At 41.9% G+C, this 19,904-nt stretch carries 19 protein-coding genes and 1 tRNA gene; 9 read left to right on the forward strand and 11 right to left on the reverse strand.

Going from position 1 to position 19,904, the window contains the following annotated elements; genetic code table 11:
- The first annotated feature begins 40 nt into the window (after window positions 1-40).
- The 3 genes from JWQ54_RS10910 to JWQ54_RS10920 all read left to right on the forward strand — a co-directional run bounded on the left by JWQ54_RS10910 (window position 41) and on the right by JWQ54_RS10920 (window position 1,884).
- The gene (locus JWQ54_RS10910; RefSeq protein WP_299584453.1) at window positions 41-607 is read left to right on the forward strand and encodes a DUF4256 domain-containing protein; all 567 of its coding nucleotides are present in this window, start codon (window positions 41-43) and stop codon (window positions 605-607) included.
- Between the two features lie 22 nt (window positions 608-629).
- Window positions 630-1,208: a DUF1801 domain-containing protein gene (locus JWQ54_RS10915; protein WP_299584400.1), complete on the forward strand. Its 579-nt coding sequence runs from the start codon at window positions 630-632 to the stop codon at window positions 1,206-1,208.
- 184 nt (window positions 1,209-1,392) lie between these two features.
- A complete protein-coding gene (locus tag JWQ54_RS10920) occupies window positions 1,393-1,884 on the forward strand; it encodes a VOC family protein (RefSeq protein ID WP_299584403.1) in 492 nt (163 codons plus the stop codon).
- A 183-nt stretch (window positions 1,885-2,067) separates the two neighbouring features.
- Here JWQ54_RS10920 and JWQ54_RS10925 read toward each other — a convergent pair whose 3' ends face one another.
- The 6 genes from JWQ54_RS10925 to JWQ54_RS10950 all read right to left on the reverse strand — a co-directional run bounded on the left by JWQ54_RS10925 (window position 2,068) and on the right by JWQ54_RS10950 (window position 9,711).
- Window positions 2,068-4,266: a DUF5703 domain-containing protein gene (locus JWQ54_RS10925; RefSeq protein ID WP_299584406.1), complete on the reverse strand. Its 2,199-nt coding sequence runs from the start codon at window positions 4,264-4,266 to the stop codon at window positions 2,068-2,070.
- 666 nt (window positions 4,267-4,932) lie between these two features.
- A complete protein-coding gene (locus tag JWQ54_RS10930; RefSeq protein WP_299584409.1) occupies window positions 4,933-7,089 on the reverse strand; it encodes a molybdopterin cofactor-binding domain-containing protein in 2,157 nt (718 codons plus the stop codon).
- Between the two features lie 27 nt (window positions 7,090-7,116).
- Window positions 7,117-7,725: a hypothetical protein gene (locus JWQ54_RS10935; RefSeq protein ID WP_299584412.1), complete on the reverse strand. Its 609-nt coding sequence runs from the start codon at window positions 7,723-7,725 to the stop codon at window positions 7,117-7,119.
- Complete coding sequence (locus JWQ54_RS10940) at window positions 7,722-8,192, reverse strand: (2Fe-2S)-binding protein (protein ID WP_299584415.1); 471 nt, start codon at window positions 8,190-8,192, stop codon at window positions 7,722-7,724. The genes JWQ54_RS10935 and JWQ54_RS10940 overlap by 4 nt, the downstream gene beginning before the upstream one ends.
- Before the next feature lie 197 nt (window positions 8,193-8,389).
- The gene (locus JWQ54_RS10945; protein WP_299584418.1) at window positions 8,390-8,542 is read right to left on the reverse strand and encodes a hypothetical protein; all 153 of its coding nucleotides are present in this window, start codon (window positions 8,540-8,542) and stop codon (window positions 8,390-8,392) included.
- Between the two features lie 170 nt (window positions 8,543-8,712).
- A complete protein-coding gene (locus JWQ54_RS10950; RefSeq protein WP_299584421.1) occupies window positions 8,713-9,711 on the reverse strand; it encodes an alpha/beta hydrolase in 999 nt (332 codons plus the stop codon).
- A gap of 97 nt (window positions 9,712-9,808) precedes the next feature.
- On the opposite strand from JWQ54_RS10950, the gene JWQ54_RS10955 reads away from it, so the two are divergent.
- Complete coding sequence (locus tag JWQ54_RS10955) at window positions 9,809-10,087, forward strand: hypothetical protein (protein WP_299584423.1); 279 nt, start codon at window positions 9,809-9,811, stop codon at window positions 10,085-10,087.
- Between the two features lie 153 nt (window positions 10,088-10,240).
- Here the strand turns inward: JWQ54_RS10955 and JWQ54_RS10960 are convergent.
- Together JWQ54_RS10960 and pgi are read right to left on the reverse strand one after the other, a co-directional pair.
- Window positions 10,241-10,314, reverse strand: a tRNA-Pro gene (locus JWQ54_RS10960).
- A gap of 170 nt (window positions 10,315-10,484) precedes the next feature.
- Window positions 10,485-12,131, reverse strand: a complete 1,647-nt coding sequence (gene pgi, locus JWQ54_RS10965) for a glucose-6-phosphate isomerase (RefSeq protein WP_299584425.1) — start codon at window positions 12,129-12,131, stop codon at window positions 10,485-10,487.
- Window positions 12,132-12,414: 283 nt separating this feature from the next.
- Between pgi and JWQ54_RS10970 the strand changes: the two genes are divergently transcribed.
- On the forward strand, window positions 12,415-12,852 hold the full coding sequence (locus tag JWQ54_RS10970; RefSeq protein ID WP_299584427.1) for a hypothetical protein: 438 nt from the start codon (window positions 12,415-12,417) through the stop codon (window positions 12,850-12,852).
- A 318-nt stretch (window positions 12,853-13,170) separates the two neighbouring features.
- On the opposite strand, the gene JWQ54_RS10975 is transcribed toward JWQ54_RS10970, so the two are convergent.
- The 3 genes from JWQ54_RS10975 to JWQ54_RS10985 form a co-directional block, all read right to left on the reverse strand.
- Window positions 13,171-13,551 (reverse strand): hypothetical protein, encoded by a 381-nt coding sequence (locus tag JWQ54_RS10975; RefSeq protein WP_299584429.1) that lies wholly within the window; start codon window positions 13,549-13,551, stop codon window positions 13,171-13,173.
- 479 nt (window positions 13,552-14,030) lie between these two features.
- On the reverse strand, window positions 14,031-15,578 hold the full coding sequence (locus tag JWQ54_RS10980; RefSeq protein ID WP_299584431.1) for a glycoside hydrolase: 1,548 nt from the start codon (window positions 15,576-15,578) through the stop codon (window positions 14,031-14,033).
- 42 nt (window positions 15,579-15,620) lie between these two features.
- Window positions 15,621-17,513 (reverse strand): beta-L-arabinofuranosidase domain-containing protein, encoded by a 1,893-nt coding sequence (locus JWQ54_RS10985; protein ID WP_299584433.1) that lies wholly within the window; start codon window positions 17,511-17,513, stop codon window positions 15,621-15,623.
- Between the two features lie 227 nt (window positions 17,514-17,740).
- Between JWQ54_RS10985 and JWQ54_RS10990 the strand changes: the two genes are divergently transcribed.
- The 4 genes from JWQ54_RS10990 (at window position 17,741) to JWQ54_RS11005 (ending at window position 19,882) form a co-directional block, all read left to right on the forward strand.
- On the forward strand, window positions 17,741-17,989 hold the full coding sequence (locus JWQ54_RS10990; RefSeq protein WP_299584435.1) for a hypothetical protein: 249 nt from the start codon (window positions 17,741-17,743) through the stop codon (window positions 17,987-17,989).
- Complete coding sequence (locus JWQ54_RS10995) at window positions 17,986-18,363, forward strand: type II toxin-antitoxin system VapC family toxin (RefSeq protein ID WP_299584437.1); 378 nt, start codon at window positions 17,986-17,988, stop codon at window positions 18,361-18,363. The genes JWQ54_RS10990 and JWQ54_RS10995 overlap by 4 nt, the downstream gene beginning before the upstream one ends.
- Window positions 18,364-18,593: 230 nt before the next feature.
- Window positions 18,594-19,397, forward strand: a complete 804-nt coding sequence (locus JWQ54_RS11000) for a CHAD domain-containing protein (protein WP_299584439.1) — start codon at window positions 18,594-18,596, stop codon at window positions 19,395-19,397.
- An 8-nt stretch (window positions 19,398-19,405) separates the two neighbouring features.
- Entirely contained in the window at window positions 19,406-19,882 is a 477-nt protein-coding gene (locus JWQ54_RS11005) for a CYTH domain-containing protein (RefSeq protein WP_299584441.1), read from the forward strand.
- Window positions 19,883-19,904 lie beyond the last annotated feature (22 nt).

Here is a 19,904-nt window from a genome sequence, read left to right on the forward strand (position 1 = left end):
CTAATTTGCTTTGAAATAAATTCGGCCAATTATGAACAACATTAATAACAATAAAAAGGAGTTGTCACCAGAACAATGTGATGAACTACTCGGCACATTGAAAGCCCGTTTTGAGAAAAACATGAACCGCCATAAGGGTGTTGAATGGACTAAAGTACAAGCAAAGTTGGAAGCTAATCCTGAAAAACTGTGGTCGCTCAATGAAATGGAAAGAACTGGCGGTGAACCGGATGTTGTTGCTTATGATAACAAAACGGGCGAGTACATTTTTTATGATTGTTCGGCCGAAAGTCCTAAAGGCCGCAGAAGCCTTTGTTACGACCGTAAAGCGCTGGATGACAGGAAAGAATTTAAACCAGAAAACAGTGCTGTTGATATTGCTGCGGCTATGGGTATTGAGCTTTTAACGGAAGAACAATACCGGGGATTGCAGCAGCTTGGAAACTTCGATTTGAAAACATCGGGTTGGATAAAAACCCCTGCCGGTATTAGAAAACTTGGCGGAGCCATCTTTTGTGATCGCCGCTATGATACTGTCTTTGTTTATCACAACGGAGCAGAATCCTACTACGCCGCAAGGGGTTTCCGTGGCTCGCTAAGGGTATAGATATTGCACAAAATAAGATACTATGAATCCTAAAGTTGATTTTTATTTTAATAAAGCCAAAAAGTGGCAGAAAGAACTGGAGCAATTGAGAACGATAGCTCTCGACTGCGGGCTTACCGAAGAGTTGAAGTGGGGTTGTCCCTGTTACACGTTTCAGAAAAGTAACATGGTTTTAATACATGTGTTTAAAGAATACTGCGCGTTTTTGTTTTTCAAAGGAGTATTGTTAAATGATGCACATGGGATCCTGGTACAGCAAACGGAGAATGTGCAGTCGGCCCGGCAGGCCCGGTTTACCAATGTTGGGGAAATAGCCGACCTAAAAGCCACCTTGAAAGCCTATATTTATGAAGCCATTGAAGTGGAAAAAGCCGGTTTGGAAGTGGATTTTAAAAAGACGGAAGAATTCACCGTCGCCAAAGAATTTCAATATAAATTAGACCGGATCCCTGCCCTGAAAGCTGCCTTTGAAGCATTGACCCCGGGGCGGCAAAAAGGGTACCTGCTTTATTTTTCTCAAGCCAAACAATCAAAAACCCGCGAGGCAAGGGTTGAAAAATATATACCCCAAATTTTGGATGGGAAAGGGTTGGATGATTAGTAAATTCGATAATCCTTGTTGAGGTATCGTAGTATTTCATACCTACGAAAAAAAAATCGCTCCGGGCTTTGCGTCGTAATCAGAACTTTATACATTTAATATAATAAGCGTACAAACAGATTATGCGTCAAACCTAGTTTCACTGTTAACTTGAATAACCATTGACAACTAAAATTACCTCAAAATGAAAAAGACAGCATTAATAATTTTAGGACTTGCAGCAACATTTTGTCTTGGTTTCTCCTTCAAAACAATCATTACAAAACAAATAGACAATAACAGTAAGATAAAAAAAGAAAGAATTATGAAATTAGGGGCATTTTCAGTTAGTCTTAATGTCAAAGACATTAACGTTTCAAAACAATTTTATGAAAACCTTGGCTTTAAAGTTTTTGCAGGGGGCATGGAAAAAAATTATCTCATAATGAAAAATGAAAATTCGCTCATCGGGCTGTTTCAGGGAATGTTTAAAGGTAACATTTTAACTTTCAATCCGGGCTGGGACGAAAATGCTAAAAACATAGAGGAGTTTGATGACGTCAGAGAAATTCAACGACAACTGAAGAACAAAGGAATTAAATTAACGACTGAAGCTGATGACAAAACTTCCGGCCTGGCAGGTTTTATGATAACTGACCCAGATGGGAATGTGGTGCTAATTGACCAACATCGCTAAATAGCTATAAACATTGGTGACCATGACTAGTGTTGTGTCACCTATAAATTGACATTTAGTCCTGAGTCAAAAAGTCTTTAGTTCTAAGTCAGAAAAAGGCAAAATTTGATTTAAGACTTACGACTAAAGACTCTTGACTTAACACTAATAATTCCAACCGCAGGGTTAACGATTAAAACTTGTTTACTTTGATTGTTTTGACAAATCGACCACATCAGTCTTTCGTGACACAGGTGTAACTACCAAATCCGTGAGCTTGCCATTCACTATCCTACCCTGAACTGTGGTATTATAAGGCGCGTTCAGTTTAAACTCTGTATTGCCCCACTCTTTCGGCCAGGCCGGCAGCAGGATGATTTTTTTACCGTCTATCTGCATTAGCATTTCCTGCAAGCCGTTCTCGCCATTACCGCCATTGTCTTCATCCGGCGCATAATCATGTCCGGTTGCCCAAAATGCCGGGAACTTAAGGGTAGGTTCCTTACGGGCCAAATTGAAAGTTACATAAGTCCTGGCAACATCCGTCAAGCCAAGCATGGCAGCCTGTATCGGGTCCTGTACCCAGCAACCCTTGTCTTTAAATCCGCGCGCATTAAAAGTATTGATCGCTAATTGCAGGTCGGGCTTGCCAAGTCCGTATAACCTGAACGGATAAACCGCGTATAATTCCGGATTTTCCAGGTTTCGCCCCTTAACAGTTTGGGGACCGGTATACGGCAACAATACCTGTTTGCCATCTTTCTCACCTACCGGCAGATCGGGAAGTTCACCGTAGAACCTTTTCCAGTTTTCCCGCGATTTTTCATCGGTTAAATCGGGCGGCAGGGTCATTAACCGGGCCACAACTGCATGTAAGCCGGCAATATCGGGCGCTGGATTATGCACTTTCCAGAACATTTCAATGGAATTGTCGGGATCAAGCAATAATTTCCCCCCGGCATCCCGGCCAAAATGCTTGTCAAAAAATTCCACGCCTGCTGATGCTATTGGCAAAAGCGTTTCCCTGGCAAATTTTTTGTCGCCGGTATACTCATAGTAATCCAGCATCATCATGCTTAACTCCAGTATCGGGGTAAAGTAGTGGCCGGTCCAGTTTTCCTCCACCTCCGGCCCCATGTAAGGCAAGCCACCCCAAAAAGGCGACGTTTCCTGAAAATAGCAGCCACCGTGATGGTAATACCTCTCTACCTGCGCTTTATTACCCGGTAACATATCAAGGTACATTTTAAACAGGGGCAGCATTTCGTCAAAATCACCTGCCATAAGGCGCGGCCAATACATTGGGCGGGTATTTTGCAACCAATATTGCCCACCCCATTCGCGGTAATCCGCATCTATCGCTATTGCCGGAGCTCTTTCGTTCGCCTTAAATTGCGGGTTGTCCACTACGAAAATGGAGCCGTTAAATTTAATAGGATAAGCTCCCCTGCCCGCGCAGGCAGTAATATAGCGTTGCAGGAGATATCCTTGTGTAGTTGTTTTAGCAACATCGTCACCATTTACAAAGATCCAGCTCCGGAGCCAGAATTTACTCCACCATTGCTGATGGGCCAGCCGTTGCTGTTCAAGCGGCAGGGCGTCTATTCCGGTAATTTCGCCATTCAACTTGGCGGACCATTGGTCGGAGGTCAGGTTCTTTGTAGTTAAAGGATAAACCGAGACTAACAGATCATTAACAGCTTTAGTTGTTTCCAGGGTAGTATCATCCCTGGTCACCAGCCCTTTTCCCTTAATAATTCCGCCAAAAACAATGCCGTGCAGGTGTTGGTCGGCATAATCCGGATTTTGATGATACCAGGTAATTTTATTGGCTTGTTTCGGTAAAATGGTATCACCCCCGCCAACCCGCCAGTTATCCAGCGTAACTTTTACTGAAACCGGCTTTACACTTTTTGATTCGACCCTTATAACCGGGTGGTTTGCATCCACCCAAACCCTCAATTGAACAGCATCGGCACCGGTGCCTTCCTTAACCAGGATCTCGCTGTTATGCAGTTTTAGTATTTGCCGGAAAGGGCTTCCCTGCTGTGCCATCGGATTTGGGCTTACGGACACCCGCACTTTTCCCAGTTTCATTAACACGCCGCCATCTTTTATCCAGCTGTTTTTTTCTGTAGCCGCGGCTGCCCCCCAGGCATCGGTTTTCCCTATAAAAAAGCAAAGATCGCCGTTGGGTTCAACCCATACGTTGAGGCCGATATCGCCATTGCCGGTTGGCATGGATTGCATTGAAGTTGGCCCGGGCGTGTTCCAACTTACATTAAAAGCATTCAAAAAGGGAACAATATTAAATTCCTTCTTTTTTACTTGTGCGTTGGCCGTTACGTGTAGCAACACGCCTGTCAATAAGGCGAATAAGGCATTTAAAAATTTATTATTCATTTGGTTACAATTATTTCCTTTTAACAGGCGGGTATTTATAGGTTTAATTATTTGAAGCGATATTAACGATAGCTCATTAATAAACTATTAATTATGGCTTAATTCATCCAAATAGCTGCAAGTTAATAGGGTTTAGATAAGATATAGCAGGGAGCGGCTTATCCGGTCAGCTTTAATAAGTAAGATGTCAGCATTCGAAGCATCATTTTGGTGATTACAAACATTTATACATTTGTACAAAATCATTATAAAAACCAAAAGTGGTTGTATCAAAAGTAAAATCACAAAGGACCGAACAAAATTAAATTTGGGGAAATAAAAAACTCCGTGCCTCTCTGTGTCTCCTTTATGTACTTTGTGGTTAATGATTTTTGCCGCAGAGATCACAAAGAAGGCGCGGAGATCACAGAGACCAAATATTATTTTGAGTATTTTTTAGATTTAAGTCTTTTGATACAACCTCTTCTGATGGTCCCTTCGATGGCAGGACAATTTCCGAAGCATTTTTTTGCGGGACTTAAAGAAATTAACGAGTTGATTATTAGCATTTTACTTCCATGCTGAACTTTTAACTTATTCGTAAGTTGACATGGTCGTCCTGGACGGTCGACTATTGGCAACCCGGCGTTAACCAACTTAATCACAAAATGAACCCATTTGATTTACTTAAATGGTATTCATATTGAAAGGCAGTTTCCTGATCCGCTTCCCTGTCAAATCATAAATGGCATCCGTTAGTGCCGGCGCGAATGGTGGCAGGCCCGGTTCTCCCACGCCACCTGCATCAGATGTATTTTCCATAATATGTACTTCAACAAGGGGCGCATCACTCATGCGCGGCATCAGGTAGTCGTAAAAATTATTTTGTTCCACCAAGCCGTTTTTAAAAGTGATTTCGTGTATGGTGGCTGCGCCCAGGGCCATAACGACCGAACCTTCCACTTGCGCTTTGATAATATCGGGATTAACATACCAGCCGCAGTCCATCACTGCCCAAACCTTGTCGATCTTAACTTTTCCGTCTGGACGCCTGGAAACCTTCACCACTTGTCCCACAGTAGTTTCAAAACACTCAGTGATCGCAACGCCATATCCTTCGTTCTTTTTCCTGGATTTCCAGCCTGACACCTCTTCCATTTTATCGATCAGGTGCTGGCAGCGCTCGTCTTTCAAATATTTTCTCCGAAAGTCAAGCTGATCCTGTCCGGCTAAAACAGCCATTTCGTTCATAAAGCTCTCATACGCAAAACCATTGGTGGAAGCATAAACTGAGCGCCACCACATATTGGGTAAAGGCATTTCGTAAGGAACATCGGCAAAACTGATATTTTTGATGCTGTCGTAATAGGGCTTTAGAAAACCTTCCGAAGTGCTGCCATTTGCCTTATCCCGCGCTGGTCCGTTCCAGTGATCTATATTTTGCCCGGCCATTTTAAATTTCAAAGCACTGATCTCGCCATTTTCAAGCGATCCCTGCCCCCTGTAGGAGATGCCGGCACGATAGGGCCCTTGCCTGATATCATCTTCCCGCGTCCAAACGACCTGAACTGGTGCGCCAATTTCTTTTGATATCGCAACAGCTTCGTAAGGATAATCCAGGAACGCTTTTCGTCCGAATCCCCCGCCTAAAAAGGTCATATTGACGATCACTTTTTCTTTGGGCATCTTGAATTTAGTACTAATATCACCAAGCACCCAATCGGGGGCCTGTATCGGTCCCCAAATCTCAATTTTGTCGGGTTGGTAATGCGCCACGCAATTCAATGGTTCCATAGCCGCATGCGACTGATATGGGGTTTGATAGACCACGTCGATCTTTTTGGCAGCCTGCGCTAAGATATTATCCGGATCACCTTGCTTTTTGAACGAAAGCCCTTCTTCCTTTTTAAGCAATTCCTCGTGGGCTTTATAAATATCGGCGGTATTCACATGGTCAAAACCGCTGTCATCCCATTCAACACGTAAGGCTTTTCTGCCCTGCATGGCTGCCCAGGTTGAATCGGCAATAACCACTACGCCATCGCGGGTAGTATTAAAAACCATCATTTGGATCTTAAATACCTGCTTAACACCAGGAACCTTCCGTGCCGCGGAATCATCAAAGCTTTTTACTTTTCCTCGCAGTCTCGGATTACGTTCAACCGCCGCATATAACATTCCGGGCAGTTTTTTATCCAAACCGAAGATGGCCCCGCCATTGGTTTTCATAGGCGTATCGAGCCTTTGAAGCGGTTTGCGGATCAGCTTATACTCTGAAATATTTTTGAGCTTAACCTCTTTCGGCGGTGAAAGCTTTGATGCGTCCGTCACCAATTCACCGTAATTAAATTTTTTGCCGGAAGGCTTATGGATAACGTGCCCTGACTCGGCGTAGCACTCGCTTGCCGGAACATTCCATTTGTTTGCTGCCGCTGTGATGAGCATTTCACGCGCGGTTGCACTTAATTTCAGCAGTTTTTTATAAGATCCCCTAATGGTGGAACTACCGCCGGTGATCTGGCTCCCGTATTTAACCGGATCACCTATGGCAAATATTACATTGATATCTTTAAGGTTAACTTCCAGCTCTTCGGCAATGATCTGGGGCACCGACTGATAAGAGCCCTGTCCCATTTCTGCACGATGATCGGTCAAGGTAACTTTTCCATCCGTGTCAATACGCATCCAGGCATTAAATTCAAAACCTGGTTGTTCTGCCATTGCTGCTGAGCCCAGTTGCTCTTTTTTTGCGTTTGCAGGAAAATAAAAGCCTAAGCAAAGCGCGGTTCCGGCAACACTGGATACCCGGAGAAAATTCCTTCTTGATATTGCGTTAGTTTCCATAATGACTAATCTAATCTTTTAAATTCTTTATTTTGCCTTAGCTGAAGGGGCATAAGCACCTTTAGCTATCCATAAACGTACTTGTGCGGCAAAAGCCTGCCTGGTCATTGGTGGTAAAGTACGGCCATCGCCGGGGTGCCAGGCCCAGCCAACTAGGTCATCATTGGCCATGTGGTCAATCAGCTGTGCCTTCGTCCGTCCGCCGTTCTGTTTAGGATCCAGCAATTGCAATGCTAATTGGCGCGGTGTACGGCCCTGGAATACCATGCGCATATCGGCAGGCGGCAATCCCCATTTAGGATTTCCAGGCGGCATATGTAAGCCCGCCACATTCTCTGCCTGGTGACAATTGCTGCAGCGCACGGAATAAAGGCCCTTACCGTCAATACCCCGCTTAACATTCATCGTGTGAATATGGCTATCGTCTCCTTGCAATGGTGCATCACCGGACGGGTGGCAGTTCATACAGCGGGAACTCTTCAAAACCCTGTAAACGGCCATAAACGCTTTGGCTGAGCCAACGCTATCCTTAGGCAAGGTTGCATATTTATTCGTCTTTACCGGTGCCGGCCGGAATGACAATGTGATAATGCCTGCTATTAATGCTATGGCACTTATGACGATCAGTTTTCTCATATTTTGGCTCCTCCCGTCTGCATTGTTGCTGCTTTGTGGATCGCAGCACGGATGCGCTGATACGTACCACAGCGACAGATATTGCCTGACATCGCATCGTCAATATCCTGATCGGTTGGGCTCGGATTCTCGCGTAACAACACTGCAGCAGACATGAGTTGTCCGGATTGGCAATAGCCACATTGCGGAACATTCATTTCGTTCCAGGCTAGTTGTAAGGGATGATTATTATTAGTGGATAACCCCTCGATGGTCACAATCTTTTGGCCGGCCGCCCGGCTTATTTGAGTGACGCAGGAACGCACAGCTTCGCCGTTCAAGTGAACAGTACACGCTCCGCATTGCGCGGCTCCGCATCCATATTTAGTGCCGGTTAAGCCCAAAATGTCCCGGAGAACCCACAGCAGCGGCATGTTCGGGTCAGCATCTACCTCGTGGTGTTGCCCGTTGACAGTAATGTTGATCATAAGCGAATATTTAGTTAAGTAAATTTAACTCAAAAATCAATATAAAGGTCGGTTGAATTTTGCTTTTTTGATAACGATATTCAAATAAAAAGTTAAGCTTTTCAAGCAGGTTGTTTTCTGGCGATATTATTCGCGGCTGGAGGGCTTTCTTTATAAATAATATTTTTTGTGCAACCAAAAGGAAATGGCTAGAAAAGTTAATAAAAATCTTTCCCCGCCGGTTCTTTACCAGGGATATTGGGGAAAAATCCCGACAAAACCTTCTTAGCCATTGCCGTATCCATTTTTTGTGACCAGGTAAACTGATTTAAAAAAAGACTAAGAAAAAGAAAGGCTGATAATTTCTTCATAAAAATTAAAATTGGTTAATAGCTGTTCATTAGCAGGGAGATACCTATGTGTCATTCAATAATATGCATTTGTTTGCAGAGGATAGAAGATAATTGATTAAAATTCGCGACTATAAAATATATCTGACCTGTTATCTCCACGCGGCGTTCCTTACCGTAGCGGGTATTGATCATCGTGTTTTAGTGTTATTGCCAATCAATGAACTTACTTGATCTAAAACCATCCTGGACTCAGGCAAAAAAGACGCAAGGGCCCAATCATGAAACATTTCCTGGTAATAAAAATAATTTACTGGTATTCCTTTCCTGTTCATCATACTTTTAAATTTGCGGCAATCTGCTAACAAAATTTCCTGTCCTCCAGTAAAAACACTAACCTTCGCCAGGCCATTCAAATTTCCATAAATGGGGCTTACCAGATAATTCGTCGTGCTCAACTTCCCGGCCCAGGCCTTACCAATCATTTTCAGGAAGGTTACCGCCACCATGACGTCTTTTTTCTCGAGTGATTTAATGCCGGGATTAGTCATCGTTGCATCGAGCCAGGGGGAAAGCAATATCAACTGCGACGGTTGAGGCACACCTTCTTTTTTCATCTGCTCGGCAAGAGCAAGGGCAAACCCGCCACCAGCACTATCACCCATAATCACAACGCTATCAGGCGGAACCTTTGAAAGTAAGTTTTTATACACCTGATCTATCTGCACAAAGCCCTCTTCAGCGGTATGTGCCGGCGTAAGCGGATAGTCGGGAAAGATAACTGTTGCATTTGTTCTTCTCAGCAGTTCACCAATCAAATCCCAATGATAGCTGCCAATACCATACATGTACCCGCCGCCGTGAAGGTACAGGATGTATTTGCCGGATGTTTTATTTTTTGGCGAGACCGTGTACACATTGCGCCCTGTTACAACAGCCGAATCCACATTAAATTCTTCTGTATATTTTGGGGGCAAGGGCGCAGCGGCCTGGTTAAAATTTTTTGTTTCGAAGTCCTTTATTTGACTGGTTTTAAAATCCATTTTCTGTAACTCAGCTTTCAGTCCCTTAGCTTCAGCGCTCATCGGTTTGCTCCAGGTAAAGGTTATACCCGTATCCGCTGCCGGTTGTGCAATTGCACTTTTCACTAAAAGTAAAACAACAAATAAACTCAGTAATTTTTTCATCATTGATTTCGTTTTAACCAAGGTTTTACCGTCGGCGTTTAAATTATATTATTTATAACGTGTTTAGCGATTAGATTTTGAGGGGGTAAATTTCAAAAACATGAAGAAAAAAGCCATGCATCTCACTGAAAATCAGTATCTTAATAGTGTAAATTCTCACATAAACGCTATTGAACACATGCATGACTTAATGGTAAATTTCCACAAAATGCTTCAAATTACCAACTCCGCGCTCAAACAAGATATGAACCAGGATGGGAATCTCCATTTTTATCCACGTAAGCCCACCAAGCTTTCTGACACTGAAATCATTGCATTGTCACTATGTCAGGAATGCCTGGGAATTGATAGCGAGAATTGGTTTTTAGCTAAGTATTAGCAACGGATATATGCCGGTGCCATTATTGCCAAACCAGCCATTGCAGATTCGAACCAAATTAATGCTGATTTACAGACATTTATATTTTTCACAAAATATCGAAAAACAAAAAACCGCCCCTAAATTGATTTAGAGACGGCTTTGCCTGTTGCGTCGGGATGGCAGGATTCGAACCTGCGGCCTCCACATCCCAAATGTGGCGCGATACCGGGCTACGCTACATCCCGAAAGTTTTTCTTTGGGCTGCAAATATAGTTTTTTTATTGGGGATTAAAATGACTTGGCTCAACAATCGGTTAATTGGGCCAGGGCGCATTTCTCTCCGAAGAGTTAAACAAAAAAGGGGTGTAAACACCCCCTTGAAATTCAACTCTTTGCCCTTGGCTTTAACAAAACCCTATCGCCATGCTTTATATTGATTGATCAGCCCATTGGTTGATGAATCGTGTGTATTTACATCGTTATTATCTTTTAGCTCAGGTAATATTTTGCCGGCCAGTTGTTTGCCCAACTCAACTCCCCACTGGTCAAAGCTGTAAATGTTCCATATAATTCCCTGTACAAAAATCTTATGCTCATACATTGCTATTAACGAACCTAAACTGCGCGGGGTTATTTTTTTAAGCAATATTGAATTGGTAGGGCGGTTACCTTCAAACTCTTTAAACGGTGCAATCTTTTCAATTTCCGCATCAGTTTTGCCAGCTTTCTTCAACTCGTCAACAACTACCTCGCGGGTTTTGCCATTCATCAAGGCCTCTGTTTGTGCAAAGAAGTTTGATAACAGCATGTTATGATGTTCACCAAGCGGGTTATGTGATTGTGCCGGTGCGATGAAATCGCAGGGGATCAGTTTTGTTCCCTGGTGGATCAGCTGATAAAAAGCATGCTGGCCATTTGTGCCCGGCTCACCCCATATGATAGGGCCTGTTTGGTAATCAACCGGTTTGCCATTACGATCCACATGTTTACCGTTACTTTCCATATCGCCCTGCTGAAAATATGCGGCAAAGCGGTGCATGTACTGGTCGTAAGGTAAAATGGCATTAGTTTCAGCCTCAAAAAAGTTATTATACCAAATTCCAACAAGCGCTAATGCCACAGGCAGGTTTTGCTCAAGTTCAGCAGATTTAAAATGATTATCCATGGCGTGGGCGCCATCTAAAAGCTCAATGAAATTATCATAGCCTATGCTTAATGCAATAGACAAACCAATGGCACTCCATAAAGAGTAACGACCGCCAACCCAATCCCAAAATTCAAACATGTTTTTGGTATCGATGCCGAATTTAGCAACACCCTCGCTGTTTGTAGAAAGTGCCGCAAAATGTTTAGCCACGTCAGCGTCTTTACCACCGCCGGCAATAAACCAATCGCGGGCGCTGTGGGCATTGCCCATAGTTTCCTGCGTGGTAAAGGTTTTTGATGCTATCAGGAATAATGTAGTTTCAGGGTTTAATCCCTTTAACGTTTCAACTATATGCGTTCCATCCACATTGCTGACAAAATGCATGTTGAGGTGATTTTTATAAGCCTTTAATGCTTCGGTAACCATTACCGGCCCCAAATCTGATCCGCCTATCCCAATATTTACCACATCTGTTATGGTTTTGCCGGTATAACCTTTCCATGTGCCTGAAATGATTGCTTCGCTAAAAGTTTTCATATGCTCAAGCACGCGGTTTACATCAGGCATTACATCTTTCCCATCAACATAAATAGGTGTGTTACTGCGGTTACGCAAGGCAATGTGCAACACCGGCCTGCCTTCGGTTGCGTTAATTATCTCGCCGCTAAACATGGCTTCAATTGCCTTATTTACTGAACACTCCCGCGCCAGCTGCATCAACAAAGCTACAGTTTGCTCATCAACTCGGTTTTTTGAATAATCAAGTAAAATGTCTTCAAACTGAAGCGAAAATTTATTAAAACGTTGATTATCAACTTCAAATAGTTCTTTTAAGCTTTTTGATACAATATCAATGTAGTGGTCAGCCAGGTATTTGTATGACTGAGTGGTAGTAAAATCGGTATTTGGCAGCATAATTGATGATTTTTAAAACAAATGTAATAAGTTAACACTTTGACCAGTATTAAAACCTAAAAGTATGACATCGAAGTGTTATTTCAACCTAAAAGTATGACATATAGTGTTATTTAAACACACCTTACATAGTGTTTGTTTTACAATAAGAGAATTGTCATATTTTCAACAATTTTTGAATATTGTTTGGAGATTCAAAACAAATATTTGATATATTTGCTTAGGTACTAAATAAATAGAGTTTTTTTATCAAATTATTAATCTGCTTAACTCATATAATCCAATGTTTGAAAAACTGTTTATACTTGTCAAAAATAACGCCGGGACGGCTGTTATAGACAACCCTGCAATTCCTGTTAAATATCATGAAGCGGTAATTAACGAAGCTTCAAGTTCTATTATCGAGGTTTTAAAAAACCAGCTGGAAACAGGTAAGATAAAAGAGTTGGTCAAATTTTTTCAATTTTCGGGTATTTACAATAATGCATTAGTATCAAGCATAATAAACAAATTTGCCAACAAGCTCAATAACTTTTATGGTATTGAGCCGGATTCGGCTATGCGTACTGCCAATTCCTTAATAACTCCTGTTATGGCCGAGTTGGTTAAAGAATCAAAAGATGCAAAAAATATAGATTTTGGCTTAAGTAACCTGCTCTCAAAGTTAAATGGTAACCGTACCGATATGAGTGCACTGGTTAACCAGCTGATGGTTGCCTGATCAGATATAAAAGTTGTAAGACATTTTAAGGGCTGTAAGGTTGATACTTTACAGCCTTTTTTTATTGGAAAGAATATTGATAGAACACCGCATTCCAAAGCGGCGCTTAATGGCCTAAATTAATGACATTGCCCGAAGCCCTGCCGCAGATCACCCAGGGCAAATGCATTAAAAGGAGGCTCCGATGGAGCCCAAACAGGAATATTGCGGTTTTCTACAAACGGGATACTCCTTGATTACCGAACGCTTAAATTCTCTTTAATAATGCATCCGCTCTTCCTGAATTGTCTCTTTCATTCGTTTACTTTTTGTGTAAACTCATTGTAGGACAAGCCATTCATAAAGTATATCAATAACTATCATAACTCCTGCAAAACAACCTGTAACAATTAATACAACTTTGAGACTTCTTCTGGCTTTAATTTTTTCCAGGGCATAGTATTTAAACGATTTAACGTATAAAGAATCACTCAGGAGAGATTGTTGAGTTGCAAAAGTGCTTGTCGGCTTAAAATAATCCGAATTAGGATTATTAAGGTTCTTTTTAACCAATTTCTTGTCTGCTTTATTGTATTTGAAATGACGGGCATCTTTTTTTGCCGCCTGCACTATCGAAACAGAATCCTGGATAAGGGTACTTGCATTTGATTGAGCAATAAAAGCAAACATTAGGAATGCGATAATTGAAATAGGTTTCATGGCGATGCCGGTTAGTGGGAATTTATTTAAAGCTATTGACTTACAATTAGATACACAATAGCCAGGTGAAGTCATTTATTCCGGCACAAAGTTAGCTATACCATCCTTAGCGCACCACATTTGGGAAAGTGAAAGCCGCAGATCCCAATCTTCTCATCCCGACGACTCCTGTGTGTACACATCCCTTTTTATTTTTGACTATCAATTTATGTTTTGGGGGCCGCACTTAGTTGAAATCTCTTATAAAATCAACAATGACCCAGAGGATCTACCCATTTGTAGAAACATAAGATTTATTCTTTTTGACTCGTAGAGTCTACCCTTCGCCCATCTAAAGGTCTTGCGGATTAAAGGTAGCCTCTATGAGGCATTAAATTTTGTTGTTATATTTTTCTACAAATGGGTAGATCCTCCGGGTCATTACTCAACAGGACTATTATCCGTACAGGCAATGGTGATCTTTATTTTTCACAGCTGACCTATTGTTCAATTATCCCCGTTAACGTAGTTATCGAGCGGGCTGGTATCAATATTGAATTTTTAACAGCAGTAATTTTTCCGGGTTCCAGTTCTGCAGTTTGCGAGGTGGTATAGGCACGTATAAACCCAACCTTTCCGTTGCTGATGTTTAAATTTATAAGTGCATCATTAACATTGTTATTTATAATGACAGTAGAAAGGTTTTTACCGTTTTTAAATGCCGAAACAAGGAGCGGGCTTTTTAAATCCTGTCCACCGGCGGCATCCGCATCAATCCTTATGGCGTCGGGCCTTACAAAGCGGCTGTAATTACCCAATGCCCAAAGCATTTTGCTGGCGTAGTAGTTACCATCGGTTTTATTTTTATCAACATAAATGAGTCCGTCTTTATAATCATAGGCAGATATTGCTGTCCACCATTGCCAGGCCGAGGCATTTGCAGTAGTAAGATCTGTATGGATAACCTTTGCCAGATACAAGGCGGCGTTGATACCAAGGTCGCGTTTATCGCCATTTATCTCGCCTGCATTATCCCCTAAAATACAATATTCCGATTGCCAGAACGACAAACCCGGGATAGTAGCGATGCTATCGGCAAGCGCATTACGCGTTTTTATAGCAGCAACAATCGGCGAGGTGGTAAAATAGCTGTGCGCCGCAATTGTTTTGCTTACATTTTGCAGGTCGCCAATATAGTTGGGTGAGCCGGTTTTGAAAAAATCATTAACCTGGTTGCCCTTATTCGGTTTGTCACTTTCGGAGAACAGGTAATTAATGCTTCCGGCCTCAGCTACCAATATTTGAGTTTTGATATGATCTTTAACAAACGCCGTATTAATGCTTTTTACCAAGCCTGCAATTTCGTTATTGGTATAGGGGCAGCCTTCCTGTCCGCCATCGCTCCAATCCCATTGCGGCTCATTAACCGGGCTTACATAATTGAACGCAACCTTACTTATCCGCTCAACGCCTTTTATTACATTGGCCAGGTAGCCGGCAAATGCATTGTATTTATCAGGAGTGATATTTATTTTGCCACCGCTGGCATAAGCCTTGCCATTTACGGTAAACTGCACCGGCGGACTATTATTAAAACCCAAAAACTGTGTTACGCCGCGTTGTTTGGCAGCCTTTAAAAACCATATTTGCCCGGCTTGCTTTTGCCAGTTATAGCTGCCGTCATTATTTAAAAATGATTCGGCCCGGCGCCATTCGTCCTTTATGCCGCTTTGCCGGTCTTGTTGTGTGCTGCCTGCGCCAATATTGAACCGCCATAAGGATAAAGCGATCCCTTTGGGTGCCCCGGTGGCGAGCGTATCGCCGCTAAAAAGCAGGTCGGCAATTTTATTTCTTTTTTCATCAGGCCAGTTCCCTATGAACTGGCACGACCAGGCATCGGATGCCCCGAAGTTACTTATAGTTTGATGGGTTTTTAAAAGGTCGATTGTTACGGTAATTGCTTTATCCTGGCCGTTTGAAAACACGGCAGACAGCATCAGTAATAAAATAGCTGGAAGGATTTTTTTAAAGGAATGGTTTAATATCATTGTTGTACGGGAAAATTAAAGGATTATCTTTTTGTTTCTTAGTTAATTTGCCCCCGGGTTAAACAACTGCGCCGTCCACACTTTATAAAAAGAACTTTCATGTCCGTTTCCCGCAGAGGCATAATCGCAAAGGGTTATGCTTACCGGGCCTTTGGCATTTTCGGTATATGATTCGGGAATAAACTTTGCTTTAAAGAGCATATAAACATCATCCGCCGTATTATTTGAAATTTCAGAAAGCTCAATATGGCTGTTGCTATCAGTTACAGGTTTTAGTACAGCCTCTATCCCGGCACCTTCAAACCTTGCGTCGCGGGCCAAAACAATTGGGCCTCTCATAATTGCTATGCTGCGGTTACTTATCCCGGTTTCAATTACCCGGCCCCTCATGTCAAGCTCAAGTGAGATCTTATCCCCGGTTTTCCAGGTGCGCTTTATTGTGGCATATTGCCCCGGTTGCACATTATTAACAGCTATACCATTTACGCTCAGCTTTGTGTTTTTGCTCCATCCTGGGATCCGGATCTTAATTGCCAGATCCTCAGGTTTTTGAAAGTCGATGTCCATGTCTATAATTCCCGTTTTAGGGTAACCTGTGTGCTGGGTTAGCGTAACATTATTACCTTGCGGACTTTTAAGCTTAAAAGTTCCATCGGCAAAATAGTTAACCTGTAAGCCTTCTTTTCTTTCCATAACCATGTGCATCGGGATATTAAAGAGACCTCTTGGCCCGTTGGCTTCACAGCAGTTCAGGCCCATTTCGCATTGTTGGCTTCCCGGTAACCGCTGCCCGTTTAAGGGTGTATATTTTGCCCACGATGTACCGTGCCCGCTCATGGAAGCCAATAAAGCATTGTAATAGGTTCTTTCAGCTTCATCTGCATACTTAGCCTCCCCGGTAAGGCGCAGCAGTTGCTCCGTAAACTTAAGCCATGTTACAGTAACACAAGTTTCCTGGTAATGAACAATCGGGTTAGTTTGAATTGCTTTTCCTCCAAACCACATCTCGGCCGAGGCGCCCGAACCTACAATGTTGATCTCTGTGTCGCGGATGTTTTTCCATGTTTCTTCCGCTGCCTTTTTATAAGATTCATTTCCCGTAAGCCGGTAAAGCTCGATCAGGCCTTCATAGCATGACATCATTTCATAGGCCTTTTGACCTTGTTCCGGACTGTACCAATTTTTAGGTTTTGGAAAACGTGCGCCAACGTTTACACTTGCTTTACTTATTAAGTGCGGCCCTTCGGGAGTTTCCCATTGCCGTACAATTTCCAGCGCAAAATCCAGGTATTTTCTACTCCCGGTATATTTATAAAGCAGGCAGACAGGTTCCAATACCGATGATGCCGCCATCCCCCTGAAATTACCCTTAGTTACAATTATGCCGTCTTTTTTATGGAGATCACTTAGCAGGTTGTCGGCAATACGGGTTGCACCGGTAAGGCTCTTTTTGTCTTTAGTTATATCGTAGTAAGCCAATAATCCCAGCATGCAGTATTTCCTTCCCCAAATATCCCACTGTTCCAAACGGTGGTCGGCAGCATAATTACCAATATAGCCGTCGGGCGTTTGGGTAGCCAGCAAGCCCGAAACGGCATGATCAAGCACTTTTTTCAACCGGGCATCCGGGTAGTATTTATAAGCAAGCACTGCAGACATAAACCATTTACCCCAAAATTCACTTTGCCACTGCCTGGTTTCAGTCCTGTTTGCAGGTTTAAATGGTTCAATAAGCCGGTCTGCATCCTGTACAAGGATGCGGTTATTTAAACAATCACTTAATTTATCAGCTAAATATCCTTTTAAATGCACCGTCTGCGAAGGATCTAATACATCATTTACCGCTTGCCTGTTATTATTCTGAGCGAATATATTGCCATGAAAAATGCAAATAAATACAAAGGCTATACGTGACATTGCTTTTAAAGTACACATAATTGATAAGTGTTAATGAAGATCCGGGCAGGATCAATATTATTTACTAATTAAAGATAATTATATTGTTAATGCCGCTATTTTCTCAAATCACTGGAAAATGGTTGGATTTGTGCAATCGGGTGTTAAAAGAAAGCAGTTTGTATAACGATTGTGACTTTATTAATAATATGATTGCCCGGAACTAATTGCGGAATAGTTTTTATATTTGTATATATTAAAACGTTATGCCAGAAATAACTATAAAATATAAAAGCGCAAAAGCATTGAAGGCTTTACAGAATTTAACTAAGCTATTCGACATTACTATTGAAGGCCCCGTTGGCAAGGTGGCATCAAAAGATGAAGAAAAAGCCGCAACCTTACCTATAACTTTTGCTAAACATCCGGATGTTAAAGCTCTTGCCGGGATTTGGCAGGGGAAGAATATTACTTTAGAAGAATTACGAAAGAAAGCCTGGGGGGATAGGGTTTGAGTTTTGTACTTTGCGATACCAATATCTTCATTTCACTATTTCGGAATATTCAGCAAACGGTTGAAGAATTAGAAATAATTGGCAGCGAAAATGTGCTAATTCCTTCAATTTCTGTAATGGAATTGTACCGGGGAATGCAGTATAAAAAAGAGATGGCTGAAATGCAAAAAAAGATAACTCAATATAACATTTTGCATTATAATGAAGAGGTTTCAAGAAATGCAATCTGGCTAATTAACAAGTTTAAATTATCGCATAATTTGCAAATTCCGGATGCAATTATTGGAGCAATGAGTATTGTTTATAATATAGAATTATTTACCTATAATTTGAAAGATTTTAAATTTATCCCCGGGATTAAGCTCTACACTTAAAAGTTTTATAATATCTCAAAGAGATCAAAGCGCAAGAACTTCTCATCCCGACAAAAAATAAACCGTTTTCAAATAGTGAGCGGTTTTTTGCGTCACCTATATTCCCAAAAACCATAGCGCCTTTTTATTGTAATTTAATAACCGGCTTTTCATAGGCCTGTTGTTGAAAATAAACATTTCTATATAATAAAATCGTAACTTAAACATTCGTGTTCTAATACTAATAGCCAATGTCGCTATTTCATACATCCGGCATGAAAAAAAGGGAGGAAAAGAAATATTTTGATAAAGAGTGGAAGGCAATGAAAAGCAGCCTCAGTACCTTTTTTAAGAAAGAAGCGCAGGAAGATCTGCATCATTTCAGGGTGCAGGTTAAAAAACTACGTGCCTTTATCATATTATCAGACAGTACGGATCATCACCCCAATTTGGCTCAGCACTTTAAACCCGTGAAAAAGATCTTTAAAGAGGCCGGCGAAATCCGGAATGCCTATGTGAACCAGCAATTGGCAAAGGCGCACCAGCCAGCCAGCAATGATTTTATGAGCAGTCAGCATCAGCTGCAGACAGATGCCACCACCAGGTTTAAATCAATGAAGGTTAAACATCTTGAAAAAATAAAGGATGCACATGCAATAATTAAAGGAAAGATAGGGTCAATTAGTAATGTGCACACCAGCCTGTTTTATCAAAACCTGCTGAAGCAAATATCAGGTACTTTGGCAAACCTTAAATTTAATGAGGCGCTTCATGACTGCCGCAAACAGGTTAAAATTTTAATTTACAATCATAAGCTGGTCCACACAGTGCTGGCTATTGGGTTTAATGAAGATTACCTGCACCAGGTACAAACTGCTATTGGCGACTGGCACGATAATGTGCTGGCAATAGAACTGTATTCGGGAGATAAAACAATGGTGACCAACTTAAAGAAACAGGGAACAAAACTAAAGAGAGATATTACGGCACTTACAAAAGATTTTTTTAACCAGGCAACAACAGTTGTTGAATTGCCGGTTGAACAACTAAGTTAATAAAAGTTATGGGCGTAGAAATTGAAAGAAAATTTTTGGTTAATCATGATGCCTGGCATAAGCTGGATAAGCCGGACGGCAATCATTACAGGCAGGGTTATATTTTAAATGACAAGAACCGGGTTGTGCGGGTGCGGGTTACAGATAAACATAGTTACCTTACTATAAAAGGTGGCGGAACCGGTAATATCAGTCGGAAAGAATTTGAGTATGAGATCCCGATGCCAGACGGTGAAGAACTATTAAAGTCGTTCACCGAAAACGGCACTGAAAAAATACGTTACCCCGTCCCCTTTGCTGGCTTTACCTGGGAAGTAGATGAGTTTTTGGGGGATAACGAGGGCCTGATAGTGGCCGAAATAGAGCTTAAGGACGAGAACGAAAAATTTGAAAAACCAGCCTGGGTAGCAAATGAAGTAACGGATGACAGGCGTTACGCCAACTCCAGCTTATCGGTTCATCCGTTTAAGGATTGGGGCAAGTAATTTTCGATGGATTGAGCAGATA

The sequence above is a fragment of the Mucilaginibacter sp. genome (genome assembly GCF_028288225.1).
Classification (GTDB): Bacteria; Bacteroidota; Bacteroidia; order Sphingobacteriales; family Sphingobacteriaceae; genus Mucilaginibacter.

Bases quoted from the DNA above. Each gene is read 5' to 3' on its own strand.
- JWQ54_RS10915 (WP_299584400.1), top strand. From the start codon at position 630: ATGAATCCTAAAGTTGATTTTTATTTTAATAAAGCCAAAAAGTGGCAG.
- JWQ54_RS10920 (WP_299584403.1), top strand. From the start codon at position 1,393: ATGAAAAAGACAGCATTAATAATTTTAGGACTTGCAGCAACATTTTGT.
- JWQ54_RS10925 (WP_299584406.1), bottom strand. From the start codon at position 4,266: ATGAATAATAAATTTTTAAATGCCTTATTCGCCTTATTGACAGGCGTG.
- JWQ54_RS10930 (WP_299584409.1), bottom strand. From the start codon at position 7,089: ATGGAAACTAACGCAATATCAAGAAGGAATTTTCTCCGGGTATCCAGT.
- JWQ54_RS10935 (WP_299584412.1), bottom strand. From the start codon at position 7,725: ATGAGAAAACTGATCGTCATAAGTGCCATAGCATTAATAGCAGGCATT.
- JWQ54_RS10940 (WP_299584415.1), bottom strand. From the start codon at position 8,192: ATGATCAACATTACTGTCAACGGGCAACACCACGAGGTAGATGCTGAC.
- JWQ54_RS10945 (WP_299584418.1), bottom strand. From the start codon at position 8,542: ATGAAGAAATTATCAGCCTTTCTTTTTCTTAGTCTTTTTTTAAATCAG.
- JWQ54_RS10950 (WP_299584421.1), bottom strand. From the start codon at position 9,711: ATGATGAAAAAATTACTGAGTTTATTTGTTGTTTTACTTTTAGTGAAA.
- JWQ54_RS10955 (WP_299584423.1), top strand. From the start codon at position 9,809: ATGAAGAAAAAAGCCATGCATCTCACTGAAAATCAGTATCTTAATAGT.
- pgi (WP_299584425.1), bottom strand. From the start codon at position 12,131: ATGCTGCCAAATACCGATTTTACTACCACTCAGTCATACAAATACCTG.
- JWQ54_RS10970 (WP_299584427.1), top strand. From the start codon at position 12,415: ATGTTTGAAAAACTGTTTATACTTGTCAAAAATAACGCCGGGACGGCT.
- JWQ54_RS10975 (WP_299584429.1), bottom strand. From the start codon at position 13,551: ATGAAACCTATTTCAATTATCGCATTCCTAATGTTTGCTTTTATTGCT.
- JWQ54_RS10980 (WP_299584431.1), bottom strand. From the start codon at position 15,578: ATGATATTAAACCATTCCTTTAAAAAAATCCTTCCAGCTATTTTATTA.
- JWQ54_RS10985 (WP_299584433.1), bottom strand. From the start codon at position 17,513: ATGTGTACTTTAAAAGCAATGTCACGTATAGCCTTTGTATTTATTTGC.
- JWQ54_RS10990 (WP_299584435.1), top strand. From the start codon at position 17,741: ATGCCAGAAATAACTATAAAATATAAAAGCGCAAAAGCATTGAAGGCT.
- JWQ54_RS11000 (WP_299584439.1), top strand. From the start codon at position 18,594: ATGTCGCTATTTCATACATCCGGCATGAAAAAAAGGGAGGAAAAGAAA.
- JWQ54_RS11005 (WP_299584441.1), top strand. From the start codon at position 19,406: ATGGGCGTAGAAATTGAAAGAAAATTTTTGGTTAATCATGATGCCTGG.